The sequence below is a fragment of the Streptomyces indicus genome, assembly GCF_900100315.1.
GTDB classification, from domain to species: Bacteria; Actinomycetota; Actinomycetes; order Streptomycetales; family Streptomycetaceae; genus Streptomyces; species Streptomyces indicus.
On record NZ_FNFF01000002.1, the window covers coordinates 76,217 to 100,991 of the forward strand.

Sequence of the window (24,775 nt, forward strand, 5' to 3'; positions counted from 1 at the left end):
CGCCGTCCGTGCAGGCGTCGGCGCCCTTCCGCCCCGCCGGCACCCCTCGGCACACGGTCACCACGTGGGCATCGCCCTCAGTCGCTCTCCCCGCGTCACGAACACGCGGCCCGCAGCGGCCGCAAGGCGCCAGCCCACCTGCGTGGAGTCGTCGCTGAGCACCCACAGTTCGGCACCCGTGACCGCGTCCAGGACGGCCACGCCCCGGTCGTGCCCGAGCTTGCCGTAGCGGCGCTCGGCGCCCAGCGGTACGTACAGGGCATCGCCCTCCCGCACGACGGCCTGGACGGGCAGCAGATCGGCGCCGAACACGTCGTCGGCGTATCCGACGTCGGAGGCCCACACCTGTGACCCGTCGGCGACGTCCAGGCAGATCAGCTCGCGGGTGCTGAGCGCGGGCCGCGGCACATACAGGTGACCTTCCGCGACCGCGGGAGCACCCCAGGAGCGCGGGGCGAAGGTGGTGTCGCGGTCCTTCGCCCAGCGCAGGCCGCCGTCCCGGGCCCGCACGACGGCGATCCGGTCGCCGCCCACGCAGAACCTGTCCTCGTGCACGGCGGGCCGCAGGCCGCGCGCCGCGTCGTAGGGCTTGACCGGCCCGAAGTCCCTGCGCCACGCGACGTCGCCGGTCGCGGTGTCGAACGCGACCCCTTTCCCGTCCCGGTCGCACACCAGGAGCCTGCCGTCCGCGACCGCGGCGCCGGCCGGCCCGTCCGAGGTGATGCCCTCACGCGAGCGCCAGCGCACCCGGTGCCCTTCCCGCTCGACTGCCACGACGGCGCGCCGGCGGTCGAGCACGTAGGCATGCGTCCCGTCGACGGCGAGGGCCTGCGCCGCGTCCGCCTCGGTGGTGTCCCAGGCCACCTCGCCGGACCGCGCGTCGAGTGCGGTCAGGCGGCCGCCCCGGGTGACGACGAGCAGGTGACGGCCGGCGGCGAGCAGCGGCCCGTGGCGGTCGGGCGCGCCGTGTCCCGGCCAGGACCACATCCGTACACCGGTGTCCTGACGCCATGCGGCGAGGCCGCCGCCCGCCGGGGCCACGACGACCCGGTCCACGGCGAGCGGATCGGGCCCGTCGGGCGCGATGCCGTCCGCGAACCACAACGGGTCGGGAACAGCGCCTGGTTCGGGGCGCGCGAGCGGCTTCGCGTACGGAACCCCGCTGTCGCTGACCCGGGGTCCTGTGCGCCTGTCCCGCGCGAGCCACCATGCGAGCACCCCGCCGCCCGCGGCGAGCACCGCGCTGCCCGACGCGGCCAGGACGGTGCGCCGGCGCGGCGGCCGGCTCTCCGTGTCCCGCTCGGCGAGTCGCTCCTCGGCCTCGCGGCCAAGGCGCTCGATCTCGCCGCTCAACGGCGGGCTGCGCCAGGGCAGTTCACCGCGCCGGCCGGCCGCGCCGAGCAGCGCGGGCAGGTCCGCCGGCCGCGGCCGGGCGGCGGGGTCCTTGGCCATGCAGTCCCGCAGCAGGGGGCCTAGCGCGGGCGGGACCCCGGCGAGGTCCGGACTCTCGTGCACGACACGGAAGTTGACGGCCGCGGGATGCCCCGAACCGAACGGCGCACGCCCGGTGCAGGCGAAGGCGAGCACCGCGCCGAGCGCGAAGACGTCGGCGGCCGGGCCGCTGCGCCGCCCGGTCACCTGCTCGGGCGGCGCATAGCCGGGGGTCGCGGGGGCGGTGCCCGGGTCGGTGAGCGTCAGGCCGTACTCGGGCCGTGCGATGCCGAAGTCGATGACGCGGGGGCCGTCCCGGGTGAGCACGATGTTGGACGGCTTGAGGTCGCGGTGCACGAGAGCCGCGCCGTGGATGACCATGAGCGCGCAGGCCAGTTCGGTGCCGAGCGCGCGGGCCCCGCCCTCGTCGAAGGTCCCGCAGACCTGCACCGCTTGGTGCAAGGTGGGCCCGGCGAGGAACTCGGCGGCGATCCACAGTACGGGACCGTCGAGGCCGTGGCCGAGCAGCCGGGCCACGCCCCGTCCCCGTACCGCCGCGGCGGCGTCGGCCTCGCGCCGGAACCGCCGCACCATCCCCTGGTCGCGGGCGAGTTCGGCCCGGAGCACCTTCACGGCGGCCGGCCGTCGGCGGGCGTCCCGCGCCAGGTACACGGCGCCCATACCGCCCTCGCCGAGCCGGGCGACGAGCGTGTACGGCCCGATGCGCCGGTCCGGCTCCCCGTGCCGGTCCCGCGCCCCGTGCCGTTCCCGCTCCCCCATGACGCGCCATGGTGACAGCGGAACTCCCGCCTCGGTAGCGGGAGTTCCGCGACCGGGACGGGAGTTCGGCTTCGTGCTTGTGCGTCAGAGCTGGATGCCGGTGAACACCATCACGCGCTCGTACGTGTAGTCGTCCATCGCGAAGCGCACGCCCTCGCGGCCCACGCCCGACTGCTTGGCGCCGCCGTACGGCATCTGGTCGGCGCGGTAGGAGGGGACGTCACCGATGATCACGCCGCCGACCTCGAGGGCGCGGTGGGCACGGAAGGCGGTCTGCACGTCGTGCGTGAACACGCCTGCCTGGAGGCCGTACTTGGAGTCGTTGACGGCCGCGAAGGCCTCGGCCTCGCCGCTGACCTTCTGCACGGTGAGGACCGGTCCGAAGACCTCCTCGCAGGAGATCGTCACGTCGGCCGGCACGTCGGCGAGGACGGTCGGCGCGTACGAGGCGCCCTCGCGGCGGCCGCCGGCCAGGAGCTGGGCGCCGGCCTTGACGGCCTCGTCGACCCAGGACTCGACGCGCTTGGCAGCGTCCTCGCTGACTAGCGGGCCGACGTCGGTCTTGTCGTCCGACGGGTCGCCGGTGACCTGGGACTCGACGGCCTTGACGATGCGCGGGAGCAGGCGGTCGTGCAGGGACTCGTCGACGATGACGCGCTGCACCGAGATGCAGGACTGGCCGCCCTGGTAGTTGGAGAAGGTGGCGATGCGGGTCGCCGCCCAGTCCAGGTCCTCGTCGCTCGCGTAGTCGGCGAGGACCACGGCCGCGCCGTTGCCGCCCAGTTCGAGGGTGAGGTGCTTGCGCGGCACCGAGTCCATGATCTGGTAACCGACCTTGTCGGAGCCCGTGAAGGAGATGACGGGCAGGCGCTCGTCCTGGACCAGCTGCGGCATGTGGTCGTTGGCGACCGGCAGGACGGACCAGGAGCCGGCGGGCAGCTCGGTCTCGACGAGCAGCTCGCCGAGGATCAGGCCGCTCAGCGGGGTGGCGGGGGCCGGCTTGAGGATGATCGGGGTGCCGACGGCGATGGCCGGGGCGACCTTGTGCGCGCACAGGTTCAGCGGGAAGTTGAACGGCGCGATGCCGAGGACGACGCCCTTGGGGAAGCGGCGGGTCAGGGCGAGACGGCCCTGGCCGCCGGCGTCGGTGTCGAGGCGCTGGGCCTCGCCGCCGTTGAAGCGGCGGGCCTCCTCGGCGGCGAAGCGGAACACGGAGACGGCGCGGCCGACCTCGCCGCGGGCCCACTTGATGGGCTTGCCGTTCTCGGCGGAGATCAGCCGGGCGATCTCCTCGGTGCGCTCGACGAGGCGCTTGCTGACGTGGTCGAGCGCGGCGGCCCGTACGTGGGCGGGCGTCGCGGCGAACTCGTCCCGTACGGCATACGCGGCGGCCACCGCCTCCTCGACCTGCGCGTCGGTCGGCACGCTCACGGCGCCGACGGTGGAGCCGTCCCAGGGGGAGGTGACGTCGAAGGTGGTCTCGCCGGTGGCCTGGCGGCCGGCGAGCCAGAAGGCATGGGTTTCGGTCATGGCCGGGCCCTTCCGCGGGTGGTGCAGGTTTTTGTGTGGGGTCACTTCCCACCGTAGGGGTGCGGGGACAGGTGGGCTTTTATCCGGGGCGTAGTAGTCGGGTGGGCGTTTTGGCCCGAGGGGCACCTGTTCAGCCCGGAACCTCAGCCCGGAAGCTCGCGATGCCTGCCCGGAAGCTCAGCCCGGTACCTCGCGGTGTCTGCCCGGAACCTCGCGGTGCCTCGGCGACATCGGCGCCGCGGACTACTCCGACGCCGCCGCCGTGGCCTTCAGCGCGAGCCACAGCTCCATCCGGACGTCCGCGTCGTCGAGCGAGCGGCCCAGGATCTCCTCGACCCGCCGCATCCGGTAGCGCAGGGTGTGCCGGTGCACCCCGAGGTCGGCCGCCGCCGCGTCCCATTGTCCGTGCCGCGACAGCCAGGCCCGCAGGGACTCGACGAGGTCGCCCCGGCCCGTCGCGTCGTGCTCGTGCAGCGCCCTGAGCAGCCCGTCCGCGAAGGCCCGTACCGCGTCGTCGGCCAGCAGCGGCAGGACCGAGCCGGCCGCGAGCGACTCGTGCTCGACGAGGAAGCGGCCGCGCCGGCGCGCCACCGAGAGCGCCTGCTCGGCCTGCTTGTACGCGGCGGCCGCGGCGATGGGTCCGGCGGGCGCGGACAGGCCGACCACCAGGTCGTCGGTCTCGGCGGCGGGCTGTTCGCGGCCCGCGGCACGGGCGGTCTCCAGCTGGCGCGCGTGCTCGGTACAGGCCGAGGCCGCCGCTCCTCCGTCGGACATCAGGACGACGAGGCGGTCGCCCCCGTCGGGCACGACGAGCACGGCCTCGCCGGAGTGGGCGGCCGCCGCCTCGACCACGTCGGCGAGGGCGACCAGCGGGTCCTCGTCGGCCGCGGCGTCGGCGGCGGGCTCGGAGGGCAGCGGGGCGTGCACATCGGCGGCGACCCGGGCGGAGGCCGAGACGGTCTCGGCGACCAGGAGCCGGAACGGGGCGTCGAGCAGCCCGCCGTACAGATCGCCCGCGACCGTACGCGCATGGGTGGGCTCGCCCGCGAGCAGCATGCGCAGGACCGCGGCCCCGAGCCGCTGCTCGGCGGAGTGCAGTGAGCGTGAGCGCTCCGTGGTGAGGGTGAGCAGGGCGATCGCGGAGTGCACGGCATAGCGCTCGGCGGTGCCGAGACTGCCCGCCGTGCCGACGGCGAGCGCGGTGCGCGGGCGGCGGCCGGTGCCGATGGAGTGCAGTTCGACCCGGTCGTCGGCGCCGGAGACGACCAGGCTCGCGGGCGCGGGCCGGGAGCGGAGGCGCTCCACGTCCGCGGTGAGCGTGGCGGCGCGGCGCGCGGCCCAGTCGGGCGCGGTGGCGACCACGGCGCCCGAGGCGTCGTACAGCGCCGCCCAGCCGTCCACCTGCGCGGCCAGCGCGCCGAGCAGCCCTTCGGGGCCGCCCGCGAGCGCTTGGCGTGTGAGCTCGCGCTGTGCGGCGAACCCGGCCGTCACGGACCGGTACTGGTCGGCCGCGATGGCCGCCGACACGGCCTTGCTGATCGCCAGGAACGGGGTGCGGCGCGGGACTTCGAGCAGCGGCAGCCCTTCGTCGGCCGCGGCGGCCACGAGTGCGTCCGGGATGTCCTCGTAGTTGACGCCGACCGCGAAGCCGAGCCCGATCACGCCCGCGCCGACCAGCCGCTTCACGTAGCGGCGCATCGCGTCCGGGTCCTCGGCGTCCAGCTTCAGCGCCGTGATCAGGAGCAGCTCGCCGCCTTCCATGTACGGCACGGGGTCGGCGAGCTCGCTGACGTGGGCCCAGCGCACCGGGGTGTCCAGCCGGTCCTCACCCGCGCGCACACGGAGTTTGAGCGCGGAGTGGTGGACGAGCGAGGCAAGCGTGGGCGGCATGGGCCTTCCGGACTTTCGGGGGCGGGGCGACTTGTCGGCTTTTGGCCGGGGCGTATGAAGCGAGCAGGGCAATTCTGCCTCAGTGTATGGACAAGTTGTATGGCCCATGGCGATTCTGTGCGGCTGCTGTGCGGGAAGGTGCGCACCGGTCAGGTGGCGCCCCGGCTGCGGAGCTCGCCGGACCCTGCCGCCTGGCGCGCGGCTCCGTTCGGTGACCAGTGCGAGCGGCAGACCCCCGCGCTCCGGCTATCTCGAACCCTCGTGGGACACGCAGGGGGAGGGACCGTGGAGCGACGGCCCGACGCCCACAGCGACCGTCGGCCCGTACGACCGGTCCGGGCCGCTGTCGGATCCGAAGGCCGCCCGAGACCCGACGGCCACCCGAGACCCGGAAGCCGCCCTCAGCCGCGCAGATCCACCAGCAGCGGCGGCGCGTGCTCCCCGCGGACCGTCGTCAAGGACAGGACCGCATGTCCGGGCGGTACGGAGTGGGCCAGCTCCGAGGCCGACCAGCGTTCGCGCTCCACCTGGCGGACGGTCACGGACTGAGCCGTGGGCGCCTTGCCGGTGATGACCTTCCGTACGAAATGGGAGACCTTCGTCAGCGGCTCGTCCGCCACGATCTGCCGGTCGGTGACGTCCCGCGCCTCGATCCACTCCTTGCCCCAGACCTCCGCGAACTGCTGGCCGTCCCAGGGCGTGACCCCGGAGAGCGCCATCCGGCAGCCCGCCGCCCCGAGCAGCGCGGTGCGCAGGGGCGCGGCGACCTCGTCGAGCGTACGGAGGGTGAGCACCGTGCCCGCGTTCGCCGAGCGGAGCCGCTGGATGCCGCGGACCGCCTCGGGCGTGATGGTGCGGGCGGCGTCGTCGAGGATGAGGCAGGCGAAGAGCGAGCGGTCCTCGCGGTGCGCGGCGCTCGCCGTGAACTGGGCGAGGACCAGGCGGGCGAGGATCCGCGAGGCGTCCGCGTGGCCGCGTTCGGGCAGGTCGATCCGGACGCGTACGGGGTGGTCGAGGGCGCGCAGCGAGAACGGCTGCGCCTGGCCCGTCGTGTCGAAGAAGGCGGCGAAGGCGGGGCGGTCGAGCAGGGCGACACGGTCCGCGAGCAGCGAGCCCGGGTCTCCGGCCGTCCCCAACTGCCGCTCGCGCGCGTCCAGTTCGCGCAGCATCGCCTCGTCGCCCGCCTCGTCCAGCGCCTTGCGCAGATCGCCGAGCGGACCGGGCGCGCCGTCGAGCAGCTCGCGCAGCTCCGGTACGGAGGGGAAGCGGCCGTGGACCGCGCGGTACGGGCCCAGCAGCTGGGCGAGCACGGTGGCCGAGCGGCGGCTGTCCCCGCCCGGGTGCGGGTCGGCGAGATCGCCCACGAGCGCCTCGGCGAGAACGGCGGCGGCCTCGTCAGGGTCGCCCGTACCACCGTAGAGGTCGAAGTCGTACTCGGAGTCGGGATGGCCGACACGGATCACCACGTCGTAGTTCTCGGACGGTCCGAGCCCCGCGCCCGCCGCGCCGACGACCACCACGGCCGCGCGGCCCGCGAGTGCCTGGAGGCACAGGGCCTCGGCGAGCGGCCGGATCACACTGCCGGTCTTGCCGGAGCCGGCGGGGCCGACGGCGAGGAAGCTCGTGCCGAGCAGCTCGGGGCCGAGTGCGAGTCCGGTGCCGCGGTAGGCGTACGGGTTGCGCTGGTCGTCCGCCGCCGTGCCGAGCCGGACCTGCCCGGTGCGCAGGTCGTGGCGTGCCGTGCGGGCGGCGAGGTCCCGGGCGCCGGAGGGGTGCAGGCAGGCGGCGGCACCGTCGGTGAGCACGGCGCGTGTGAAGGAGGCGAGGGGGTGGCGGCCGGAGGCCACGGACTGCCAGGCGCGCTCGATCCGGGCGAGGTCCACGTCCCGCATCCGTCCCGCGCCGGCCTCGGCGGCCAGCTTGTCGGCGGCCTGCTCGGCGCCGGCGGCCCGCAGGTGGGGCCAGCGGGCCGGGTCCTCCTGGGGCGTGGCGGGCGGGGCCTGACGGGGTTCGGGACGCTTGAAGCGGGGTGCGATGTAGCGCTGCCAGACCTCGGACCAGCGGCCGAGGCGGCCGACGGCGACCATGATGCCCACGGCAACGATCAGGTAGTAGGCGTTTGACGAGACCGCGTAAGCGACGCGCCCGTCAGCAGGGCCCTGGAACCAGTGGTCGGGGATCACGGCAAGCAGCGGCCACAGCCACCAGTCCCCCAGGTAGCTGTTCCACAGGAGTGACCACAGCAGCCAGCCGCACAGGAACGCGATCAGCGCACCGCTCAGGAGCTGCCTTCCAGGAATCCGGTCGGGCTCCTCCGCCGGACGCGGACGATGGTTGAGGCGCCAGACACCCGGCAACGCCACCGGCCGCGGCGCCCGCAGCCACGCCAGGAACTCCTGCCCGCGGGACTGCTGAGGGGCGCCCGCGCCGGGGGCGTGCGTGGGGCGCGGTGGCGGTACCGGTGCGTGGCGCGTCGCGCGCGGCTCCTGATGTCCCTCGGTGTCCATGGCCTTGCCCCCTGACCTGCCGGTCCGTCGGTCGTGTGCGGTGCCTCAATTTAGTCGGCGCGCATGGGGAGTTCACGGTTCCGCGCCACCTCGGGTGCGGGTGGACGCCTGTTTCTTCATCCCCGGTCCCGCACCGTCCCGAAACAGCCGGTTCGGCGGCGGCCGCCCTGGGCAGGGCCGCCTGGGACGGACGCGAGGGCGCCGTCGGGGCCCAGAGGGCCGCGGTCGCCGGGAGAGGAGACGCCGTGCAGCGCATCGGGATCATCGGTGTGGGAGAGATCGGCCGGGCCGTCGTGGAGGGCCTGCGCGCCCGGGGCGGCGGGTCGCCCGAGGTGTTCCTGTCCCCGCGCGGGGCACGTACCGCCGCGGAGCTGGCCGGGCGGTACGAGGGCGTACGGGTGTGCGCCGACAACCAGGACGTCGTGGACCGCGCCACCTTGCTGATCATCGCCGTACGCCGGGACGACCACCGGCAGGCGCTCGCCGGCCTGCGCGTGCCGGCCGACCGGACCGTGGTCAACGTGATGGCCGGGGTGGGCAATGAGGAGCTGCGCCGGACCCTCGCCACCGAGGCGCCGCTGGTGCACGCCATCCCCCTGCCCACCATCCGCGATCGCCGGTCCATGACGGTGGTGCACCCCTCGCATCCCGAGGTGGACGCCTTCTTCGAGGGCCTGGGCGGCGCGCTGCCCGTCCCGGACGAGGCGGCGTTCAACGTCCTCTCCGCGCTGACCGGCACGCTCACCGCCCACTACGCGTACCTCGCCACGCTCACGTCCTGGGCTGCGGGCCACGGCATCGGCCCGCAGGACGCCGAGCGTTACGTCCGCGGCCTGTTCGAGGGCGTCGGCCGCTCCCTCGGCGACGGGGCCCGCTCCCTCGACCGGCTCGCGGCGGACCACGAGACACCGAAGGGCAACAACGAACGCATCCGTACGACCTGGTTCGACGCGGCCAACGCGCAGGCCCTCACGCAGGCACTCGACGGACTCCTCACCGACCTCTCCTGACCGGCACCCCCCACCGGGCCCACTGCCCCACCCTGACCAACACGCACCACCGGGCCCACCGCCCCGCCCTGACGGGCACCCACCACCGGTCCCGCCGAATCTCCCCCAGCCGGCAGCCACCGCCCGGCCGGACCCGCCGCACCTATATCCGCCACGGACAACAACACCCGCCCACTTCTCCAGCACGGAGCATGCCCGCACCCATCCCCCACCCCTAGCCTGCGAAGAAGAACAACCGCGTCCGAAACACACAAACCCCCACATCGCCCAAGGAGCCCCTCATGAGCGCAATCCCGCAGGAGCGCCGCGTCGTCACCGCCATCCCCGGCCCGAAGTCGCAGGAGCTGCAGGCCCGGCGCACGGCCGCCGTCGCGGGCGGCGTGGGGTCCGTGCTGCCCGTCTTCACCGCGCGCGCCGGCGGCGGCATCATCGAGGACGTCGACGGCAACCGCCTGATCGACTTCGGCTCCGGCATCGCCGTGACCAGCGTCGGCGCCTCCGCCGAGGCCGTGGTCCGCAAGGCCTCCGCCCAGCTCCAGGACTTCACCCACACCTGCTTCATGGTGACGCCGTACGAGGGCTACGTGGCCGTGGCCGAGGCGCTCGCCGAGCTCACCCCGGGCGACCACGAGAAGAAGTCCGCGCTGTTCAACTCCGGCGCCGAGGCCGTCGAGAACGCGGTGAAGATCGCCCGCGCGTACACCAAGCGCCAGGCCGTCGTGGTCTTCGACCACGGCTACCACGGCCGCACCAACCTCACGATGGCGCTGACCGCCAAGAACATGCCGTACAAGCACGGCTTCGGCCCGTTCGCGCCCGAGGTCTACCGCGTCCCGGTGGCGTACGGCTACCGCTGGCCGACCGGTGCCGAGAACGCCGGCGCCGAGGCCTCCGCCCAGGCGATCGACATGATCAACAAGCAGGTCGGCGCCGAGAACGTAGCCGCGATCATCATCGAGCCGGTGCTCGGCGAGGGCGGCTTCATCGAGCCGGCCAAGGGCTTCCTGCCCGCGATCGCCCAGTTCGCCAAGGACAACGGGATCGTGTTCGTGGCCGACGAGATCCAGTCCGGCTTCTGCCGTACGGGCCAGTGGTTCGCGTGTGAGGACGAGGGCGTCGTCCCGGACCTGATCACCACCGCCAAGGGCATCGCGGGCGGTCTGCCGCTCGCCGCCGTGACGGGCCGCGCCGAGATCATGGACGCCCCGCACGCGGGCGGCCTCGGCGGCACCTACGGCGGCAACCCGGTGGCCTGCGCCGGTGCGCTCGGTGCCATCGAGACCATGAAGGAGCTCGACCTCAACGCCAAGGCGAAGAAGATCGAGCAGATCATGAAGTCCCGCCTCACGGCGATGCAGGAGAAGTACGAGATCGTCGGCGACATCCGCGGCCGCGGTGCCATGATCGCCATCGAGCTCGTCAAGGACCCGGCCACCAAGGAGCCGAACCCGGAGGCGACGGCCGCCCTGGCCAAGGCCTGCCACGCCGAGGGTCTGCTCGTCCTGACCTGCGGCACGTACGGCAACGTCCTGCGCTTCCTGCCGCCGCTGGTCATCGGCGAGGACCTCCTGAACGAGGGCCTGGACATCCTCGAGCAGGCTTTCGCCCGCATCTGACCCGCCTCCGCCCGCGGCCCCTCCCGGCCTTCGCCCGGATCTGACCCGGTATCGCCGGGAAGGGCCGCGGGATGCCGCCTCCGGATGCGTCCGCCGATGTGTGGACGTTTCCGGATGCGGCCCGGCGGACCTGGGGTAACAGTCGGAGGTTGTGAAGACCGTGTGCGGGCCCGATGGCGAGCTGTCATTCCACCTGTCGTACCCGCACCCCCAGGCGTAGGTTTTTCCCAGATGAGAGAAACACCCCGCCCACAGGGGACTGTGGGCGACCCCGGAGCGGAGCCTCCCCAGCCCCGCTTCGGACGTGCCCTCGCGCACACAGCCGGAGTCCCAGGCTCTGGCGAACCTCACCGATCGGACCGCCGCCCGCCCCACACCCCCCGGGGCGCGCGGCACACCGATCCAGTCGGCCGTCCCGGAACCACCCCCCCTGTTCCCGGACGGCCGACTCCTTTTCTCCCTGCCCCGCTCCTGGCTATCGCCCTGCTCCTGGCCGGCCTCTTCGGGCTGTTCACCTGGCAGGTGGCGGCCGGCGGTCCGCTGCGGCGGCTCGACGAGCGCGTCGGCGACGCGGTCAGGACCGGCGGATTCCCGGGCGGCCTCGCGGAGTTCTGCGCCGACCTCGGCAACATCGCGGTGGCGGTCCCGGTCCTCGCGGCGGCCGTCGCCTGGACGGTGTGGCGCGCCCGCGCGTGGCGCCTGCCGCTGACGGCCGCGCTCGCCCTGGCGCTCGTGCCCGCCCTGGTCGCCCCGCTCAAAGCCCTGATCGGCCGCCCCGGTCCGCCCGGCATGGACGGATCCGGCGGCTTCTACCCCTCGGGCCACGCGGCGACCACGGTCGTGGCGTACGGGGCGGCGGTGCTGCTGCTCCTGCCGTACCCGCGCTTCGGGCGCCAACTGGTCGCGCTCGGCGCCCTGTTGATCCTGGCCAACGGCTTCGGCCTGGTGCGCCAGGGCTATCACTGGCCCTTGGACGTCCTGGCGAGCTGGTGCCTCGGGGGCCTCCTGCTGGTCGTGATGGCATGGCTGCGGGAACGGTGGGAGCCGGTCCGGCCCGGACGGCACGCGGGCCGGGGACAGCGGCCTGCCGCGTAGCGCCGGAGCCTTCCGGCGAAGTCTGTGGGCGCAGCACGCACGGGCGTGCTGCGGAAGGACATGGTCCGTGGCGTCGGCCGCACGGGCGGCCAAGGCCAGGACGGGTCGAACCGGTGCGGTCCTCAGTCCTGCGTCGCGCGCGTCCTCAGCCCTCCGTCTCGCGCGCGAGCCCGGCGGCCGCCTCGTGCATCGCGAGTTCGAGCAGGCTCGGGTCGATGAGCGTCCCGGAGCCGTCCGGCGGGATCAGCCAGCGCACCCCGCCGCCGCTCGCGCGGCCGGGATACGGGACGACGATCCAGGTGCCGCGCCCCGCGCCGCGCACCCCGGTGCCGACCCACCGTCCCGCCGTGCCCTCGGGAACGAAGAAACCCATCCTCGCGTCACCGAAGTCGGCGAGGACGGGTCCGGGGCGGTCGAGGCAGCGCGTGAGGATGTCGAGCGTGGGGTAGCCGAGCTCCCCCGGCAGGATCAGAACATCCCAGAGCCTGCCCGCCGGGAGCAGCGCCACCCCATGGGGGTTGCGCTCCCACTCCCAGCGGCAGGCCTCGGGATCCGGTGCGACCGAAACGAGCCATTCCACTGCCGCCTTGGTCCCGGTGCCGGTCATGGCGGGGCCTCCTTTTCGTGTACGTGGCTGGGCCTGACACGAGGGAGAGGGGCCTGACGCGGTTTGCTTACGCGGGTTTCGCTACTTGTTGGTAGTGAAGCGGGTCACACCGCTCGGAAGGGGCGTGCGCCTGCGTACGCGAAGATCGCGCACGCCCCGGAAACACCCGAACGTGTCGGCTCAGCTGTCGAAGCCGAAGCCGAGCCGGTCCATGACCTTCAGCCAGGCGTTGCGACGGCCGCCGTTCGCGTCCGCCTTCGCGAGCGAGGCCTTCGTGAGGGTGATGCCCGTCCACGCGAACGGCTCGGGCGGGAACGGCAGCGGCTTGCTGCGCACCATCTCCAGCTCGGTGCGTTCGGTGCGCTCCCCCGCGAGCAGGTCGAGCATCACCTCGGCACCGAAGCGGGTGGCGCCCACGCCGAGTCCCGTATAGCCGGCGGCATAGGCGACCCGTCCCTGGTACGCCGTGCCGAAGAAGGCCGAGAAGCGGGTGCAGGTGTCGATCGCCCCGCCCCAGGCGTGGCTGAAGCGCACGCCCGCGAGTTGCGGGAAGCAGGTGAAGAAGTGCTCGGCGAGCTTCGCGTACGTCTCGGGCCGGTGGTCGTATTCGGCGCGGACCTTGCCGCCGTACGGATAGATCGCGTCGTAACCGCCCCACAGGATGCGGTTGTCGGCGGACAGGCGGAAGTAGTGGAACTGGTTGGCCGAGTCGCCGAGGCCCTGGCGTCCGCTCCAGCCGATCGACGCGAGCTGCTCGTCGGTGAGCGGCTCGGTCATCAGCGCGTAGTCGTAGACCGGGACCGTGTACGGGCGCAGCCGCTTGACCAGGGACGGGAACACATTGGTGCCGAGGGCCACGTCGCGGGCGAAGATCCGGCCGTACGGGGTGCGCACCGCCATCTGCTCGCCCCGGCGGGAGAGTTCGGTGGCCGGGGTGTGCTCGTAGATGCGGACGCCCAGGTCGAGGCAAGCCTGCTTGAGGCCCCAGGCGAGCCGTGCCGGGTTGAGCATGGCCACACCGTCGCGGTCGTAGAGGCCGCCGAGGAAGGTGGGCGAGTCGACCTCGGCGCGGAGGGCGTCCGCGTCGAGCAGGGACACGCCGCCTTCGAGGCCGAGGCTCTTGATCTCCTCGTACATCTCGGTGAGTTCGGCCACCTGGTGCGGCTCGGTGGCCACGTCGATCTCGCCGGTGCGCTCGAAGTCGCAGTCGATGCCGTACTTCTTCACGGCCTCCTCGATGGCGTCGAGGTTGCGCGCGCCGAGCTGCTCGAGCAGGCCGATCTCGCGGGGCCAGCGGGCGAGTCCGTTGCCCAGGCCGTGGGTCAGGGACGCGGCGCAGAAGCCGCCGTTGCGGCCGGAGGCGGCCCAGGCGATCTCCTGGGCCTCGACCAGGACGACCTCGCGGCCCGGATCGCGCTCCTTGGCGATCAGGGCCGTCCACAGGCCGCTGTATCCCCCGCCGACGACGAGCAGCTCGCACCGCTCGTCGCCGGTCAGGGCGGGGAGTGCCTCGGGTCGGCCGGGGTCGTCGAGCCAGTACGAGACGGGCTTGGCGTCCGCGAGCGACGCGAGGATTTCCTTGCTGCTCATGGCACGTGGGGCCATGACTTCCAACTCCCTCAGGGACTCCCGTAGAAGAACGGGGCCTATGCGTGTTTCTTACGGCGGTTCCCGACCAGGATTCCGGCCAGGACGCAGATCACGGCGACGGCGAACATCGCCGTTCCGATGACATTGATCTGCACGGGTGTGCCGCGCTGTGCCGAACCCCAGACGAACATCGGGAAGGTCACGGTCGAGCCGGCGTTGAAGTTGGTGATGATGAAGTCGTCGAAGGAGAGCGCGAAGGCGAGCAGCGCTCCCGCGGCGATTCCGGGGGCCGCGATGGGCAGCGTGACCCGTATGAAGGTCTGCACGGGGCCCGCGTAGAGGTCGCGTGCGGCTTCTTCGAGGCGCGGGTCCATCGACATCACGCGCGCCTTGACCGCCGTCACGACGAAGCTCAGGCAGAACATGATGTGCGCGATGAGGATGGTCCAGAATCCCAGCTGGGCGCCCATGTTGAGGAAGAGCGTGAGCAGGGACGCGGCCATGACGACCTCGGGCATGGCCATCGGCAGGAAGATCAGCGAGTTCACGGCGCCGCGGGCGCGGAAGCGGTAGCGGGCGAGCGCGAAGGCGATCATCGTGCCGAGGACCGTGGCCCCGATCGTGGACCACAGGGCGATCTGGAGGCTGAGCGAGAGCGAGCCGCACATGTCGGCCACACCGCACGGATCGGTCCAGGCGTCCGTGGAGAACTCCTGCCAGGCGTAGTTGAACTTCCCCTTCGGGTTGTTGAAGGAGAAGACCATCACGATCACGTTCGGCAGGATCAGGAAGCCGAGGGTGAGCAGGCCCGCGAGCACGACCAGGTTGCGGCGTACCCACCGCATGAAGGCAGACATCAGACCAGGTCCTCCGTTCCGGCGCGGCGGATGTAGAAGGTGACCATGAGCAGGATCGCCGCCATGAGGATGAAGGAGAGCGCGGCCGCGGTCGGGTAGTCGAGCACGGTGAGGAACTGCGACTGGATCACGTTGCCGACCATCTTCTCGCTGGTGGAGCCGAGCAGTTGGGCGTTGACGTAGTCGCCGCTCGCCGGGATGAAGGTGAGCAGCGTGCCCGAGACGACACCGGGCAGCGACAGCGGGAAGGTCACCTTGCGGAAGGCCGTGAAGGGCCGCGCGTACAGGTCGCCCGCCGCCTCGTGCAGCCGGCCGTCGATCCGCTCCAGGGAGGTGTAGAGCGGCAGGATCATGAACGGCAGGAAGTTGTACGTGAGTCCGCAGACCACCGCGAGCGGCGTGGCGAGCACGCGGTCGCCCTCGGTGAGGCCGAGCCAGCTCGTGACGTCCAGCAAGCGCAGGGTGTCCAGGGTCGAGACCACCCAGCCGCCGTCCGCGAGGATCGTCTTCCAGGCGAGGGTGCGGATCAGGAAGCTGGTGAAGAACGGGGCGATCACCAGGATGAGGATCAGGTTGCGCCAGCGTCCCGCCTTGAACGCGATGAGGTACGCGAGGGGGTAGCCGAGCAGCAGGCACAGGACCGTGGCGATGCCCGCGTACAGGACCGAGCGCAGGAACTGCGGCCAGTACTCGCCGAGCGCGTCGAGGTAGGTCTGGAAGTGCCAGGTGACCTTGTAGCCGGTCTCAAGGGAGCCGGTCTGCACCGAGGTCGAGGCCTGGTACAGCATCGGCAGCGCGAAGAAGACCACGAGCCAGAGCAGGCCCGGGAGCAGCAGCCAGTACGGGGTGAAACGGCCGCGCGGTTTACGGGGTTTGGCGGGCGGCTGCTCGGGCGCGGGGGCGAGCGGTGGCGCGTCGGTGGCCGTCGTCATGCGGTCACCTCTTCTTCGGTGCCCGCGTCGATGTCCTGGGCCGCGTCCAGGCCGAAGGAGTGCTCGGGGTTCCAGTGCAGGACCACCTCGGTGCCCGGGGTGAGGCGGCCGTCGCGCTCGATGTTCTGCACGTACACCTCGAAGGCGTCGCAGACCGGGGTGTCGATCACGTACTGCGTGGAGACGCCGATGAAGCTGGACTGCGCGATGCGGCCGGTGATGCGGTTGCGGCCCGCAGCGATCGTGCCCGCCTCGTCGGCGTGGACGAGCGAGATCTTCTCCGGGCGGATACCGAGCAGGACCTTCCCGCCGGTGCGGGTCTCGGCGCTGGTGCGGGCGGCGGGCAGGGACAGCTTGGCGTCGCCGGCCTTCACCACGAGGCTGTCGCCGCTGCTGTCGGCCACCTCGGCGGTGATGAGGTTGGAGGTGCCGAGGAAGTTGGCCACGAACGTGGTCTGCGGGTTCTCGTAGAGCTCGGCCGGCGAGCCGAGCTGCTCGACGCGGCCCGCGTTCATCACGGCGACCTGGTCGGCCATCGTCATGGCCTCCTCCTGGTCGTGCGTGACGTGCACGAAGGTGATGCCCACCTCGGTCTGGATGCGCTTGAGTTCGAGCTGCATCTGGCGGCGCAGCTTGAGGTCGAGGGCGCCGAGCGGCTCGTCGAGGAGCAGCACCTTGGGGTGGTTGATCAGGGCGCGGGCCACGGCCACGCGCTGCTGCTGGCCGCCGGAGAGCTGGTGCGGCTTCTTGCGGGCGTGGTCGCCGAGCTGGACCAGCTCCAGCATGTCGTCCACCTGCTTCTTCACGGACTTGATGCCGCGCCGGCGCAGGCCGAAGGCGATGTTCTCGGTGATGTCGAGGTGCGGGAAGAGGGCGTACGACTGGAAGACGGTGTTGACGGGGCGCTTGTACGGGGGCAGCGCGGTCACGTCCTGGTCGCCCAGGCGCACGGTGCCGGTGGTGGGGTCCTCCAGGCCGGCGATCATGCGCAGGGTGGTGGTCTTGCCGCAGCCGGAGGCGCCGAGCAGCGCGAAGAACGAGCCCTCGGGGATCGTGAGATCGAGCGGGTGGACGGCCTGGAAGGAGCCGTACTTCTTGCTGATCCCGGAGAGGCGGACGTCGCCGCGGGTGGTGTCAGTCATGAGGTACCTACAAGGGGAGTCAAGGGGGCGGGACGACGGCGAGGTACGGCTCAGGCGCCGGTGAGCTTGGCGAACTTCTCCTCGTACTTCGACTCCTCTTCGCTGCTCAGCGAGCGGAAGGAGTTCGAGAGGGCGGCCATCTCCTTGTCCGGGACGATCAGCGGGTCGTTCGCCAACGCCTCGTCGATCTTGGCGAGTTCCGGCTTCACACCCTCGACCGGGCACACGTAACTGATCCACGCGGCCAGCTGTGCGGCGATCGGCAGCTGGTAGTAGTGGTCGATCAGGAGCTCCGCGTTGGTCTTGTGGCGGGCCTTGTTGGGGATCAGGAGGTTGTCCGAGGAGGTGTGGTAGCCGCTCTCGGGGATGTGGAACTTGATGTCCGGGTTGTCGGCCTGGAGCTGCACGATGTCGCCCGCCCAGGCGAGACAGGCCGCCAGGTCGCCCTTGTCGAGGTCGCCGGTGTAGTCGTTGCCGGTGAAGCGGCGGATCTGGCCGTTGTCCACGGACTTCTGGAGCCGCGCGATAGCCGCGTCGTAGTCGTCGTCCTTGAACGAGCCGATGTCCTTGCCCATGTCGAGCATCGTCATGCCGACGGTGTCGCGCATCTCGGTGAGGAAGCCGACCTTGCCCTTGAGCTTGGGGTCGTCGAGCAGCTGCGAGACCGAGGTGACCTCACGGCCGCCGGTGGCCTTGGAGTTGTACGCGATGACCGTGGCGATGCCCGTCCACGGGAAGGAGTACGCCCGCCCCGGGTCCCAGTCCGGGTCCCGGAACTGCGGGGCCAGGTTGGCGAAGGCGTGCGGGGTGTTGGCGTGGTCGAGCTTCTGCACCCAGCCGAAGCGGATCAGCCGCGCGGCCAGCCAGTCGGTGACGCAGATCAGGTCGCGGCCGGTGTCCTGCCCGGCCGACAGCTGCGGCTTGATCTTGCCGAAGAACTCGGTGTTGTCGTTGATGTCCTCGGTGTATTTGACCGATATCCCGGTGCGTTTGGTGAACGCCTCCAGGGTGGGGCGGCGGTTCTCGTCCTCGTCGTCCACGTCCATGTACTCGGTCCAGTTGGAGAAGGTGACGCGCTTCTCCTTCTTCGAGTGGTCGTCGGCGGCGACCCCGCCCGCGTCCTTGGTCGCGGCGGGGATGCCGCAGGCGCTGAGCGCCCCGAGACCGCCGACGGTGAGCGCTCCCGCCGAGGTGGCGCGCAGCATCGCGCGCCGGGACATCGCGCCCCGGCCGCTGGTCATGCTGCGCCGCCAGGCGGCGAGTTGAACGGCGGAGGGGCGGTCGGGCTCGTACTGCTCCATGGCGCTTGGTGCCCTTTCGGGAGGATCCCTGTGGTGTGGGAAGGGTGCGGCCGCGGGTCAGGCGGCCTGACGGTTATCGGTCCCCGAAGATCGTGCGGTGCCAGTCCTTCGCGGCCACCGCGGTGTTGTCGTACATCACGTGCTTGACCTGCGTGTACTCCTCGAAGGAGTACGCCGACATGTCCTTGCCGAAGCCGGAGGCCTTGTAGCCCCCGTGCGGCATCTCGCTGATGATCGGAATGTGGTCGTTGACCCACACGCAGCCCGCCTTGATCTCGCGGGTGGCGCGATTCGCGCGGAACACGTCGCGGGTCCAGGCGGAGGCGGCGAGTCCGTACGGGGTGTCGTTGGCGAGCGCGAGGCCCTCGTCGTCGGTGTCGAAGGGCAGCACCACGAGCACCGGACCGAAGATCTCCGACTGGACGACCTCGCTGTCCTGCGCGGCGTCGGCGATGAGGGTGGGCTGGAAGTAGGCGCCGTCGTTCTTCGGCGCCTCTCCCCCGGTGACGATCCGCGCGTAGCCCCGCGCGCGCTCCACGAAGCCGGCCACGCGGTCGCGCTGGGCGTGGCTGATGAGCGGGCCGAGGTCGGTGTCGGGGGCGAAGGGGTCGCCCAGCCGCACGGTCTCCATCAGCTGCTTCGTACGCTCCACGAAGGCGTCGTACAGCGGCCTCTGGACGTACGCACGGGTCGCGGCGGTGCAGTCCTGGCCGGTGTTGATCAGCGAACCGGCGACGGCTCCGTTGGCCGCGGCCTCCAGGTCGGCGTCGTCGAAGACCACGAACGGGGCCTTGCCGCCGAGCTCCAGGTGGAGCCGCTTGACGGTGGCGGTGGCCACCTCGGCCACCCGCTTGCCGACCGCGGTCGAGCCGGTGAAGGAGGTCATCGCCACGTCGGGGTGGCCCACGAGGTGCTCGCCCGCCTCCTTGCCGGTGCCGGTGACGACATTGACGACGCCGTCCGGAATGCCCGCCGCGGTGGCCGCCTCGGCGAAGAGGAGGGAGGTCAGCGGGGTCAGTTCGGCGGGCTTCAGGACGATGGTGTTGCCCGCCGCGATCGCCGGCAGGACCTTCCACGCGGCCATCTGGAGCGGGTAGTTCCAGGGCGCGATGGAGCCGACCACGCCGATGGGCTCGCGGCGTACGTACGAGGTGTGGTCCCCGCTGTACTCGCCCGCGCTCTGGCCCTGGAGGTGACGGGCGGCGCCCGCGAAGAAGGCGGTGTTGTCCACCGTGCCCGGCACGTCGAACTCACGGGTCAGCTTGATGGGCTTGCCGCACTGGAGCGACTCGGCCTGCGCGAACTCCTCCGCGCGCTCGGCCAGGACGGCGGCGAACCGGTGCAGCGCGTCGGAGCGCTCGCCCGGGGTCGCGCCCGCCCACCCGGGGAAGGCGGCCTTGGCGGCGGCGACCGCGTCGTCGACGTCCTGCGTCCCGGCCAGTTCGTACGTGTACACCGCGTCGCCCGTGGCCGGATCGATGACGCTGTGGGTGCGGCCCGAAGTGCCGGGGCGGAGGCGGCCGTTGATGTACTGGGCGCCCGCCGCAAGGCGTTCCTGCGCGGGGAACGGTGCGGCGTGCGGGTGCGGGGTGGGTGCGGCGTTGCTCATCGCGCTCTCCGTAGCTCCAGGGCTTCCGTGGATCCGGGTTTTCCGTGGCTTCAGCTCGATTTGAGTGCTGATCCTGACAGAGGAAGCACCGTCCGCCAAGGGATTCCGTTGTTGCCTTTTGGTTACTCGACGGAATCTGTTGGTCATGGTGTCCACCCGCAAGCGAAAACCAGGGACGGAGTGTCAGTGGTGGCTGAAACACTCGCGTGCATGGGGAACGAAGCGGTGGAAAAGAAGATCGACGAACTCGCGTCGCAGGTCAAGAGCGGTCTGGGCGTGAAGTTCCTGCACTTCTGGGGGCACACGCCACCGCCGGGCGGCGAGGTGGGCAAGCATGTCCTGAGCCAGTGGTGGCCGGCGCCCTTCGAGGTCGACGGGGTCACGTACGCCACGGCCGAGCACTGGATGATGGCGGCGAAGGCCCGGCTGTTCGGTGACGCGGAGGCCGAGCGGAAGGCCCTCGGGGCCACGTCACCGGCGGCCGCGAAGAAGGCGGGCCGCCTGGTGCGCGGCTTCGACGACGCGGTGTGGGAGCGCGAGCGCTTCGGCATCGTGACCGAGGGCAGCGTGCACAAGTTCGCCGCGCACCCGGAGCTGCGGGAGTACCTGCTCAGGACCGGGGACCGGGTGCTCGTGGAGGCCAGCCCGATGGACCGGATCTGGGGCATCGGTCTCGCGGCGGACGACGAGCGGGCCGGGGATCCCGCGCGGTGGCGAGGGCTGAATCTGCTGGGGTTCGCGCTGATGGCGGCGCGGGAGCGGTTGCGGGGGTGAGCGCGTGAGCGGGCGGTGACGCGCGTGAGGGCGGGCCCGTGGGGCCGGGCCCGCCCTCACGGGGGCAAGCGGGTCTGCGAGGGCCAGGGCCTGTGGGGGCCGGGGCCTGCGGCTCAGGGGACGAGGGGTGCCTCGGTGCGGATGTGCACGTTGCCGAAGTCGTAGGGGTCGTCGTCGTACGGGTCGTCGTTGTTGACCACGACGAAGATCAGGAAGATCACCGCGAGCGCCGTGCCGACGCAGCCGCAGATCAGCCCGGCCAGCGCCTGACCGCCGTTGTTCGCCTCGCCCTTGCGCGCCTTGCCGCGGCCGATCGCGCCGAAGATGATCGCGAGGACGCCCACGATGATCGCCACGGGCCAGAGACAGAACACGACGGTGGCGATGATCCCGAGCACGAGGGCCGCGGTGCCCATGCCGTTGCTGGGGGCCGCCGGCATGTGGGGCCAGCCGTAGCCGGGCTGCGCACCGTAGTAGGGCGCGCCGGCCTGCGGGCCGTAACCGGGGTATCCGTAGCCGGGGCCGGGGCCCTCGGGTCCGATCGGCGGCGGCGGTACGGCGCCGTCGGCGAGGGGGGCTCCGGTGCCGTACGGGTTCGGTGCGGGGGCGCCGCCCGGGTTCTGCCAGCCGCCCGCTGGGGCGCCGTGGGGCGTGGCCTGCGGGTCGGGGGCCGGGTACGGGCCCGGGGTCTGGTACGGGCCGGGGGTCTGGTGCGGGCCGGGGGCCTGCGGGGAGGTGCCGTTGTCCTCGGCCGGGGGTGCCCAGATGTCCCGGTCGGTGAGCGGGGGTTGGGGCTGGGAAGCGGGCGCGGTCTGCTGAGGATGAGGCTGGGGTGCGGCCTGCGGGGAGGCGTGGGGTGCGTCCTTGGTGAGGGAGACCTCGGGCTGCGCGGGAGCTGCTCCGGGCCCCGCGCCGGGTGCGCCGATCAGGGTCTCACCGTCGTGGTTGCCGGGCAGGGGCGCGCTGATGGTCTCGCCCTCGGGGGCGGGGGCGGCCGAGGTCCCGCGGTCGGGGGCGGCACTCGTGCCGACCGTCTCCGCCTCGGAAGGGTCACTGACGGGCCCATCGACCACCGGCCGGTCGCTCACCGGCCCTTCGCCCTCCGGTCGGTCACTCACCGGCCGGTCGTCCACCGATCCGCTTGCTTCCACCGGTCCACCCGCGTCCACCGACGAGGTCAGCGTCTCCATCTCGTCGCCGACCTGAGCGGTCCCCTCGCCCTGGGCCCCGTCCGCGATCGTCCGCTCGGCAGGGGGCGCCCACGGGTCCTTCTGCTCCCGCTCGCCGGGCGTCTGGTCTGCTTGCTCGGACATCGCCGTTCCCTTCAGCTGCGCACGTCCCGTCATGCTACGGGCAGGGCGCGGCCCTGTATCCGGCGCCCGACCGCAGGTCCGGCCCGCACGCGACGGGCATTGCGAGTCACAGGCATTGGGCGCCACCGGCATACCGCGCCACGGGCATCGCGCGCGAAGGACATCGCCGGCCGCGGCCGCAGCTCCCGTACCCGAGGGCCGCCCTGCTCCCCGTACCACCGCGCCTACGATGATCCGGCGAGCGGCCGCCGTGACCCGGCGACCGCGGCGCAGCCCTCACCCGGAGCACCGCGCTCCAGCCGCCACCCGGTGCACCGCACCCGCACCGCACCCACCGACCGGAGGACCCCGTGACCGCGACGGACCTGACCCGCTTCATCGCCGGGCTGCCCAAGGCCGAACTGCACGTCCACCACGTGGGCTCCGCCTCGCCCCGGATCGTCGCCGACCTCGCCGCCCGCCACCCCGACTCGACGGTCCCGACCGACCCCGAGGCGCTGGTGGACTTCTTCACGTTCACGGACTTCGCCCACTTCATCGAGGTGTACCTGGCGGTCGTGGACCTGGTGCGCACCCCCCAGGACGTCCGGCACCTCACCTTCGAGGTGGCCCGCGACATGGCCCGCCAGAACATCCGGTACGCGGAGCTGACCATCACCCCGTACAGCTCCGTGAAGCGCGGCATCGACGCGCGCGCCTTCATGGACGCGATCGAGGACGCGCGCAAGGCGGCCGAGTCCGAGTTCGGCACGGTGCTGCGCTGGTGCTTCGACATCCCCGGCGAGGCCGGGCTCGAGGCTGCCGAGGTGACCGCACAGCTCGCCACGGACGATGCGCTGCGCCCGGAGGGCCTGGTCTCCTTCGGGCTCGGCGGCCCCGAAATCGGCGTACCGCGCCCGCAGTTCAAGCCGTACTTCGACCGCGCCATCGCGGCCGGCCTGCACTCGGTCCCGCACGCGGGCGAGACCACCGGGCCGCAGACGGTCTGGGACGCCCTCAACGAACTGGGCGCCGAGCGCATCGGCCACGGCACGAGCTCCACCCAGGACCCCGCCCTGCTCGCGCACCTGGCCGAGCGCGGCATCCCGCTCGAGGTCTGCCCGACGTCCAACATCGCCACGCGCGCCGTGGCCACCCTGGACGAGCACCCCGTCAAGGAGATGGTGCAGGCCGGCGTGACGGTCACCATCAACTCCGACGACCCGCCGATGTTCGGCACGGACCTCAACTCGGAGTACGCGGTGGCCGCCCGCCTCCTCGGCCTCGACGAGCGCGGTCTGGCCGGCCTCGCGCGGAACGCCGTGGACGCGTCCTTCCTCGACGCGGCCGGCAAGCAGCGGATCAAGGACGAAATCACCACGTACGTGGACGGTTGGCTCGCGCCCTGAGCGTCCCGTAGGGGTTCGCCCCTGACAACTCCGGTACGCCGGGCCGGTGCCGCCCCAGGGTCAGCCCAGGGGCGGCACCCTCCGTCGCGATGATCCGCGGCGGCCGTGCGATCAGCAGGATGAGAGCCGTCCACCAAGGACGCACACCAGCAAGGTGCACCACGGACGCGCACCACCGACGTGCACCGACTCATCCGCACCCACGGCCACTTGGAGTTCCCAGCATGCGCGCATCCCTGCGTACGACCGTCGCCGCCGCCCTCGTGCTCGGCCTCGCCGCCGGCGGCACGCTCGCCGCCCCGGCCTTCGCCGACGGCCGGCCCGCGACGGCGGCCCCGGCCGCGGTCGCGTTCGCCGAGGAGAACGGCCCGGATGTGGCGGCACTCGAGAAGGCGCTCCAGGGCCTGCCCGACGAGCAGGCCACCGCGGCGCTCGTCCGCGTGGGCGGCGACGGCCGCGACTGGCACGGGGTCGCCGGGGTGAGCAGCCTCAAGTCCGGTGCGCCCGCCCGGGACAACGTCCGCTTCCGGGCCGGTTCCACCACGAAGATCGTGACGGCCGCGCTCACGCTGCGGCTGGTCGCGGACGGCGAGCTCGACCTGGACGGCACGGTCCAGGAGTACCTGCCGGGTCTGCTCCCCTCCCCCGAGTTCGAGCCCATCACCGTACGGCAGTTGCTCAACTACACCAGCGGCCTGAAGCCGGGCGCCTCGCTCGGCGACACCGACGAGGAGCTGTACGAGCGCCGCTTCGAGACCCTGACGCCCCAGGAGGTCGTGGCCGCCTCGGTCGCGGCGGGCCCGCTGCACTCCCCCGGTACGCACCAGCGGTACTCCAACATCCACTACACGGTGCTCGGTCTGATCATCGAGAAGGTCACGGGCGACTCGTTCGCGCACCAGGCCCAGGAGAGGATCTTCCGGCCGCTCGGCATGCGCGACTCGTACTTCCCTGGCTCCGACCCCAAGATCCGCGGCCCCCACCACCGCGGCTACCAGGAGATGAACGGCAAGCTCGTCGATGTCACGGAGTGGAACGTGACCGACCGCTTCGCGGCCGGGGACATGATCTCCTCGGCCCGTGACCTGGAGCGCTTCCTGGTCTCCCTCTTCCAGGGCCGGATCGTGCCGGAGCCCCAGCTCCAGGAGATGTTCACCGTGCCGACGGTGGACGACATCGAGACCGGCGACCCGGCCACCATGGCGGCCGGCCTCGAACGCATCGAGTACAACGGCAAGGTGATCTGGGGCAAGACGGGCGCCCGCCCCGGCTTCCACACGGTCATCGGCGCGACCCGCGACCTGTCCCGCACGGTCGTCTACTCGGTCAACGCCACCGACGCCCACCAGGACGGCGGCCCCCTGGCGATGCGCTTCGCCTTCCCCGCCTTCAACCGCTAGGCG

At 72.3% G+C, this 24,775-nt stretch carries 18 protein-coding genes; 6 read left to right on the forward strand and 12 right to left on the reverse strand.

Translation table 11 applies throughout. The features are described 5' to 3' along the window. Positions 1-57: 57 nt before the first annotated feature. From BLT97_RS06875 to BLT97_RS06890, 4 genes are all read right to left on the reverse strand, one after another. A complete protein-coding gene (locus BLT97_RS06875; protein WP_093607872.1) occupies positions 58-2,211 on the reverse strand; it encodes a protein kinase domain-containing protein in 2,154 nt (717 codons plus the stop codon). 84 nt (positions 2,212-2,295) lie between these two features. Continuing rightward, entirely contained in the window at positions 2,296-3,741 is a 1,446-nt protein-coding gene (locus tag BLT97_RS06880) for an aldehyde dehydrogenase family protein (protein ID WP_093607873.1), read from the reverse strand. 243 nt (positions 3,742-3,984) lie between these two features. Next, a complete protein-coding gene (locus tag BLT97_RS06885) occupies positions 3,985-5,631 on the reverse strand; it encodes a PucR family transcriptional regulator (RefSeq protein ID WP_093607874.1) in 1,647 nt (548 codons plus the stop codon). Positions 5,632-6,032: 401 nt separating this feature from the next. Then, complete coding sequence (locus tag BLT97_RS06890) at positions 6,033-8,138, reverse strand: ATP-binding protein (RefSeq protein WP_093607875.1); 2,106 nt, start codon at positions 8,136-8,138, stop codon at positions 6,033-6,035. 245 nt (positions 8,139-8,383) lie between these two features. Here BLT97_RS06890 and BLT97_RS06895 point away from each other — a divergent pair, with 245 nt between their 5' ends. From BLT97_RS06895 to BLT97_RS06905, 3 genes are all read left to right on the forward strand, one after another. Then, positions 8,384-9,148, forward strand: a complete 765-nt coding sequence (locus BLT97_RS06895) for an NAD(P)-binding domain-containing protein (RefSeq protein WP_093607876.1) — start codon at positions 8,384-8,386, stop codon at positions 9,146-9,148. Between the two features lie 281 nt (positions 9,149-9,429). Next, complete coding sequence (gene gabT / locus BLT97_RS06900) at positions 9,430-10,764, forward strand: 4-aminobutyrate--2-oxoglutarate transaminase (RefSeq protein WP_093607877.1); 1,335 nt, start codon at positions 9,430-9,432, stop codon at positions 10,762-10,764. 522 nt (positions 10,765-11,286) lie between these two features. After that, on the forward strand, positions 11,287-11,859 hold the full coding sequence (locus BLT97_RS06905; protein ID WP_342742706.1) for a phosphatase PAP2 family protein: 573 nt from the start codon (positions 11,287-11,289) through the stop codon (positions 11,857-11,859). A 145-nt stretch (positions 11,860-12,004) separates the two neighbouring features. Here BLT97_RS06905 and BLT97_RS06910 read toward each other — a convergent pair whose 3' ends face one another. The 7 genes from BLT97_RS06910 to BLT97_RS06940 form a co-directional block, all read right to left on the reverse strand. Then, entirely contained in the window at positions 12,005-12,466 is a 462-nt protein-coding gene (locus BLT97_RS06910; protein WP_093607879.1) for a hypothetical protein, read from the reverse strand. Positions 12,467-12,646: 180 nt separating this feature from the next. Then, entirely contained in the window at positions 12,647-14,071 is a 1,425-nt protein-coding gene (locus tag BLT97_RS06915; RefSeq protein ID WP_093607880.1) for an NAD(P)/FAD-dependent oxidoreductase, read from the reverse strand. Between the two features lie 41 nt (positions 14,072-14,112). Continuing rightward, the gene (locus tag BLT97_RS06920) at positions 14,113-14,901 is read right to left on the reverse strand and encodes an ABC transporter permease (protein WP_093608325.1); all 789 of its coding nucleotides are present in this window, start codon (positions 14,899-14,901) and stop codon (positions 14,113-14,115) included. Positions 14,902-14,912: 11 nt separating this feature from the next. Further along, positions 14,913-15,845: an ABC transporter permease gene (locus BLT97_RS06925; RefSeq protein WP_093607881.1), complete on the reverse strand. Its 933-nt coding sequence runs from the start codon at positions 15,843-15,845 to the stop codon at positions 14,913-14,915. Beyond that, positions 15,842-16,987 carry an ABC transporter ATP-binding protein gene (locus BLT97_RS06930; protein ID WP_093607882.1) on the reverse strand — a complete coding sequence of 382 codons (1,146 nt, stop codon included), beginning with the start codon at positions 16,985-16,987 and terminating at the stop codon, positions 15,842-15,844. The genes BLT97_RS06925 and BLT97_RS06930 overlap by 4 nt, the downstream gene beginning before the upstream one ends. A 50-nt stretch (positions 16,988-17,037) precedes the next feature. Continuing rightward, positions 17,038-18,288 carry a polyamine ABC transporter substrate-binding protein gene (locus BLT97_RS06935; protein ID WP_093607883.1) on the reverse strand — a complete coding sequence of 417 codons (1,251 nt, stop codon included), beginning with the start codon at positions 18,286-18,288 and terminating at the stop codon, positions 17,038-17,040. Between the two features lie 73 nt (positions 18,289-18,361). Then, the gene (locus BLT97_RS06940; protein WP_093607884.1) at positions 18,362-19,897 is read right to left on the reverse strand and encodes a gamma-aminobutyraldehyde dehydrogenase; all 1,536 of its coding nucleotides are present in this window, start codon (positions 19,895-19,897) and stop codon (positions 18,362-18,364) included. A 210-nt stretch (positions 19,898-20,107) separates the two neighbouring features. On the opposite strand from BLT97_RS06940, the gene BLT97_RS06945 reads away from it, so the two are divergent. Continuing rightward, the gene (locus BLT97_RS06945; protein ID WP_093607885.1) at positions 20,108-20,671 is read left to right on the forward strand and encodes a riboflavin biosynthesis intermediates N-glycosidase; all 564 of its coding nucleotides are present in this window, start codon (positions 20,108-20,110) and stop codon (positions 20,669-20,671) included. A gap of 113 nt (positions 20,672-20,784) precedes the next feature. Here the strand turns inward: BLT97_RS06945 and BLT97_RS38270 are convergent, their stop codons facing one another. Then, positions 20,785-21,984 (reverse strand): DUF4190 domain-containing protein, encoded by a 1,200-nt coding sequence (locus BLT97_RS38270; protein ID WP_245769195.1) that lies wholly within the window; start codon positions 21,982-21,984, stop codon positions 20,785-20,787. 350 nt (positions 21,985-22,334) lie between these two features. Between BLT97_RS38270 and BLT97_RS06955 the strand changes: the two genes are divergently transcribed. Both BLT97_RS06955 and BLT97_RS06960 read left to right on the forward strand, forming a co-directional pair. Then, positions 22,335-23,372 (forward strand): adenosine deaminase, encoded by a 1,038-nt coding sequence (locus tag BLT97_RS06955; protein ID WP_093607886.1) that lies wholly within the window; start codon positions 22,335-22,337, stop codon positions 23,370-23,372. A gap of 224 nt (positions 23,373-23,596) precedes the next feature. Next, positions 23,597-24,772 (forward strand): serine hydrolase domain-containing protein, encoded by a 1,176-nt coding sequence (locus tag BLT97_RS06960; protein WP_093607887.1) that lies wholly within the window; start codon positions 23,597-23,599, stop codon positions 24,770-24,772. The last annotated feature ends 3 nt before the right edge of the window (positions 24,773-24,775 follow it).

Coding starts and splice junctions, on each gene's coding strand:
- BLT97_RS06935 (WP_093607883.1), bottom strand. CDS start 18,288: ATGGAGCAGTACGAGCCCGACCGCCCCTCCGCCGTTCAACTCGCCGCC.
- BLT97_RS06875 (WP_093607872.1), bottom strand. CDS start 2,211: ATGGGGGAGCGGGAACGGCACGGGGCGCGGGACCGGCACGGGGAGCCG.
- BLT97_RS06960 (WP_093607887.1), top strand. CDS start 23,597: ATGCGCGCATCCCTGCGTACGACCGTCGCCGCCGCCCTCGTGCTCGGC.
- BLT97_RS06910 (WP_093607879.1), bottom strand. CDS start 12,466: ATGACCGGCACCGGGACCAAGGCGGCAGTGGAATGGCTCGTTTCGGTC.
- BLT97_RS06890 (WP_093607875.1), bottom strand. CDS start 8,138: ATGGACACCGAGGGACATCAGGAGCCGCGCGCGACGCGCCACGCACCG.
- BLT97_RS06880 (WP_093607873.1), bottom strand. CDS start 3,741: ATGACCGAAACCCATGCCTTCTGGCTCGCCGGCCGCCAGGCCACCGGC.
- BLT97_RS06930 (WP_093607882.1), bottom strand. CDS start 16,987: ATGACTGACACCACCCGCGGCGACGTCCGCCTCTCCGGGATCAGCAAG.
- BLT97_RS06925 (WP_093607881.1), bottom strand. CDS start 15,845: ATGACGACGGCCACCGACGCGCCACCGCTCGCCCCCGCGCCCGAGCAG.
- BLT97_RS06920 (WP_093608325.1), bottom strand. CDS start 14,901: ATGCGGTGGGTACGCCGCAACCTGGTCGTGCTCGCGGGCCTGCTCACC.
- BLT97_RS06885 (WP_093607874.1), bottom strand. CDS start 5,631: ATGCCGCCCACGCTTGCCTCGCTCGTCCACCACTCCGCGCTCAAACTC.
- gabT (WP_093607877.1), top strand. CDS start 9,430: ATGAGCGCAATCCCGCAGGAGCGCCGCGTCGTCACCGCCATCCCCGGC.
- BLT97_RS38270 (WP_245769195.1), bottom strand. CDS start 21,984: ATGTCCGAGCAAGCAGACCAGACGCCCGGCGAGCGGGAGCAGAAGGAC.
- BLT97_RS06945 (WP_093607885.1), top strand. CDS start 20,108: ATGGGGAACGAAGCGGTGGAAAAGAAGATCGACGAACTCGCGTCGCAG.
- BLT97_RS06915 (WP_093607880.1), bottom strand. CDS start 14,071: ATGGCCCCACGTGCCATGAGCAGCAAGGAAATCCTCGCGTCGCTCGCG.
- BLT97_RS06940 (WP_093607884.1), bottom strand. CDS start 19,897: ATGAGCAACGCCGCACCCACCCCGCACCCGCACGCCGCACCGTTCCCC.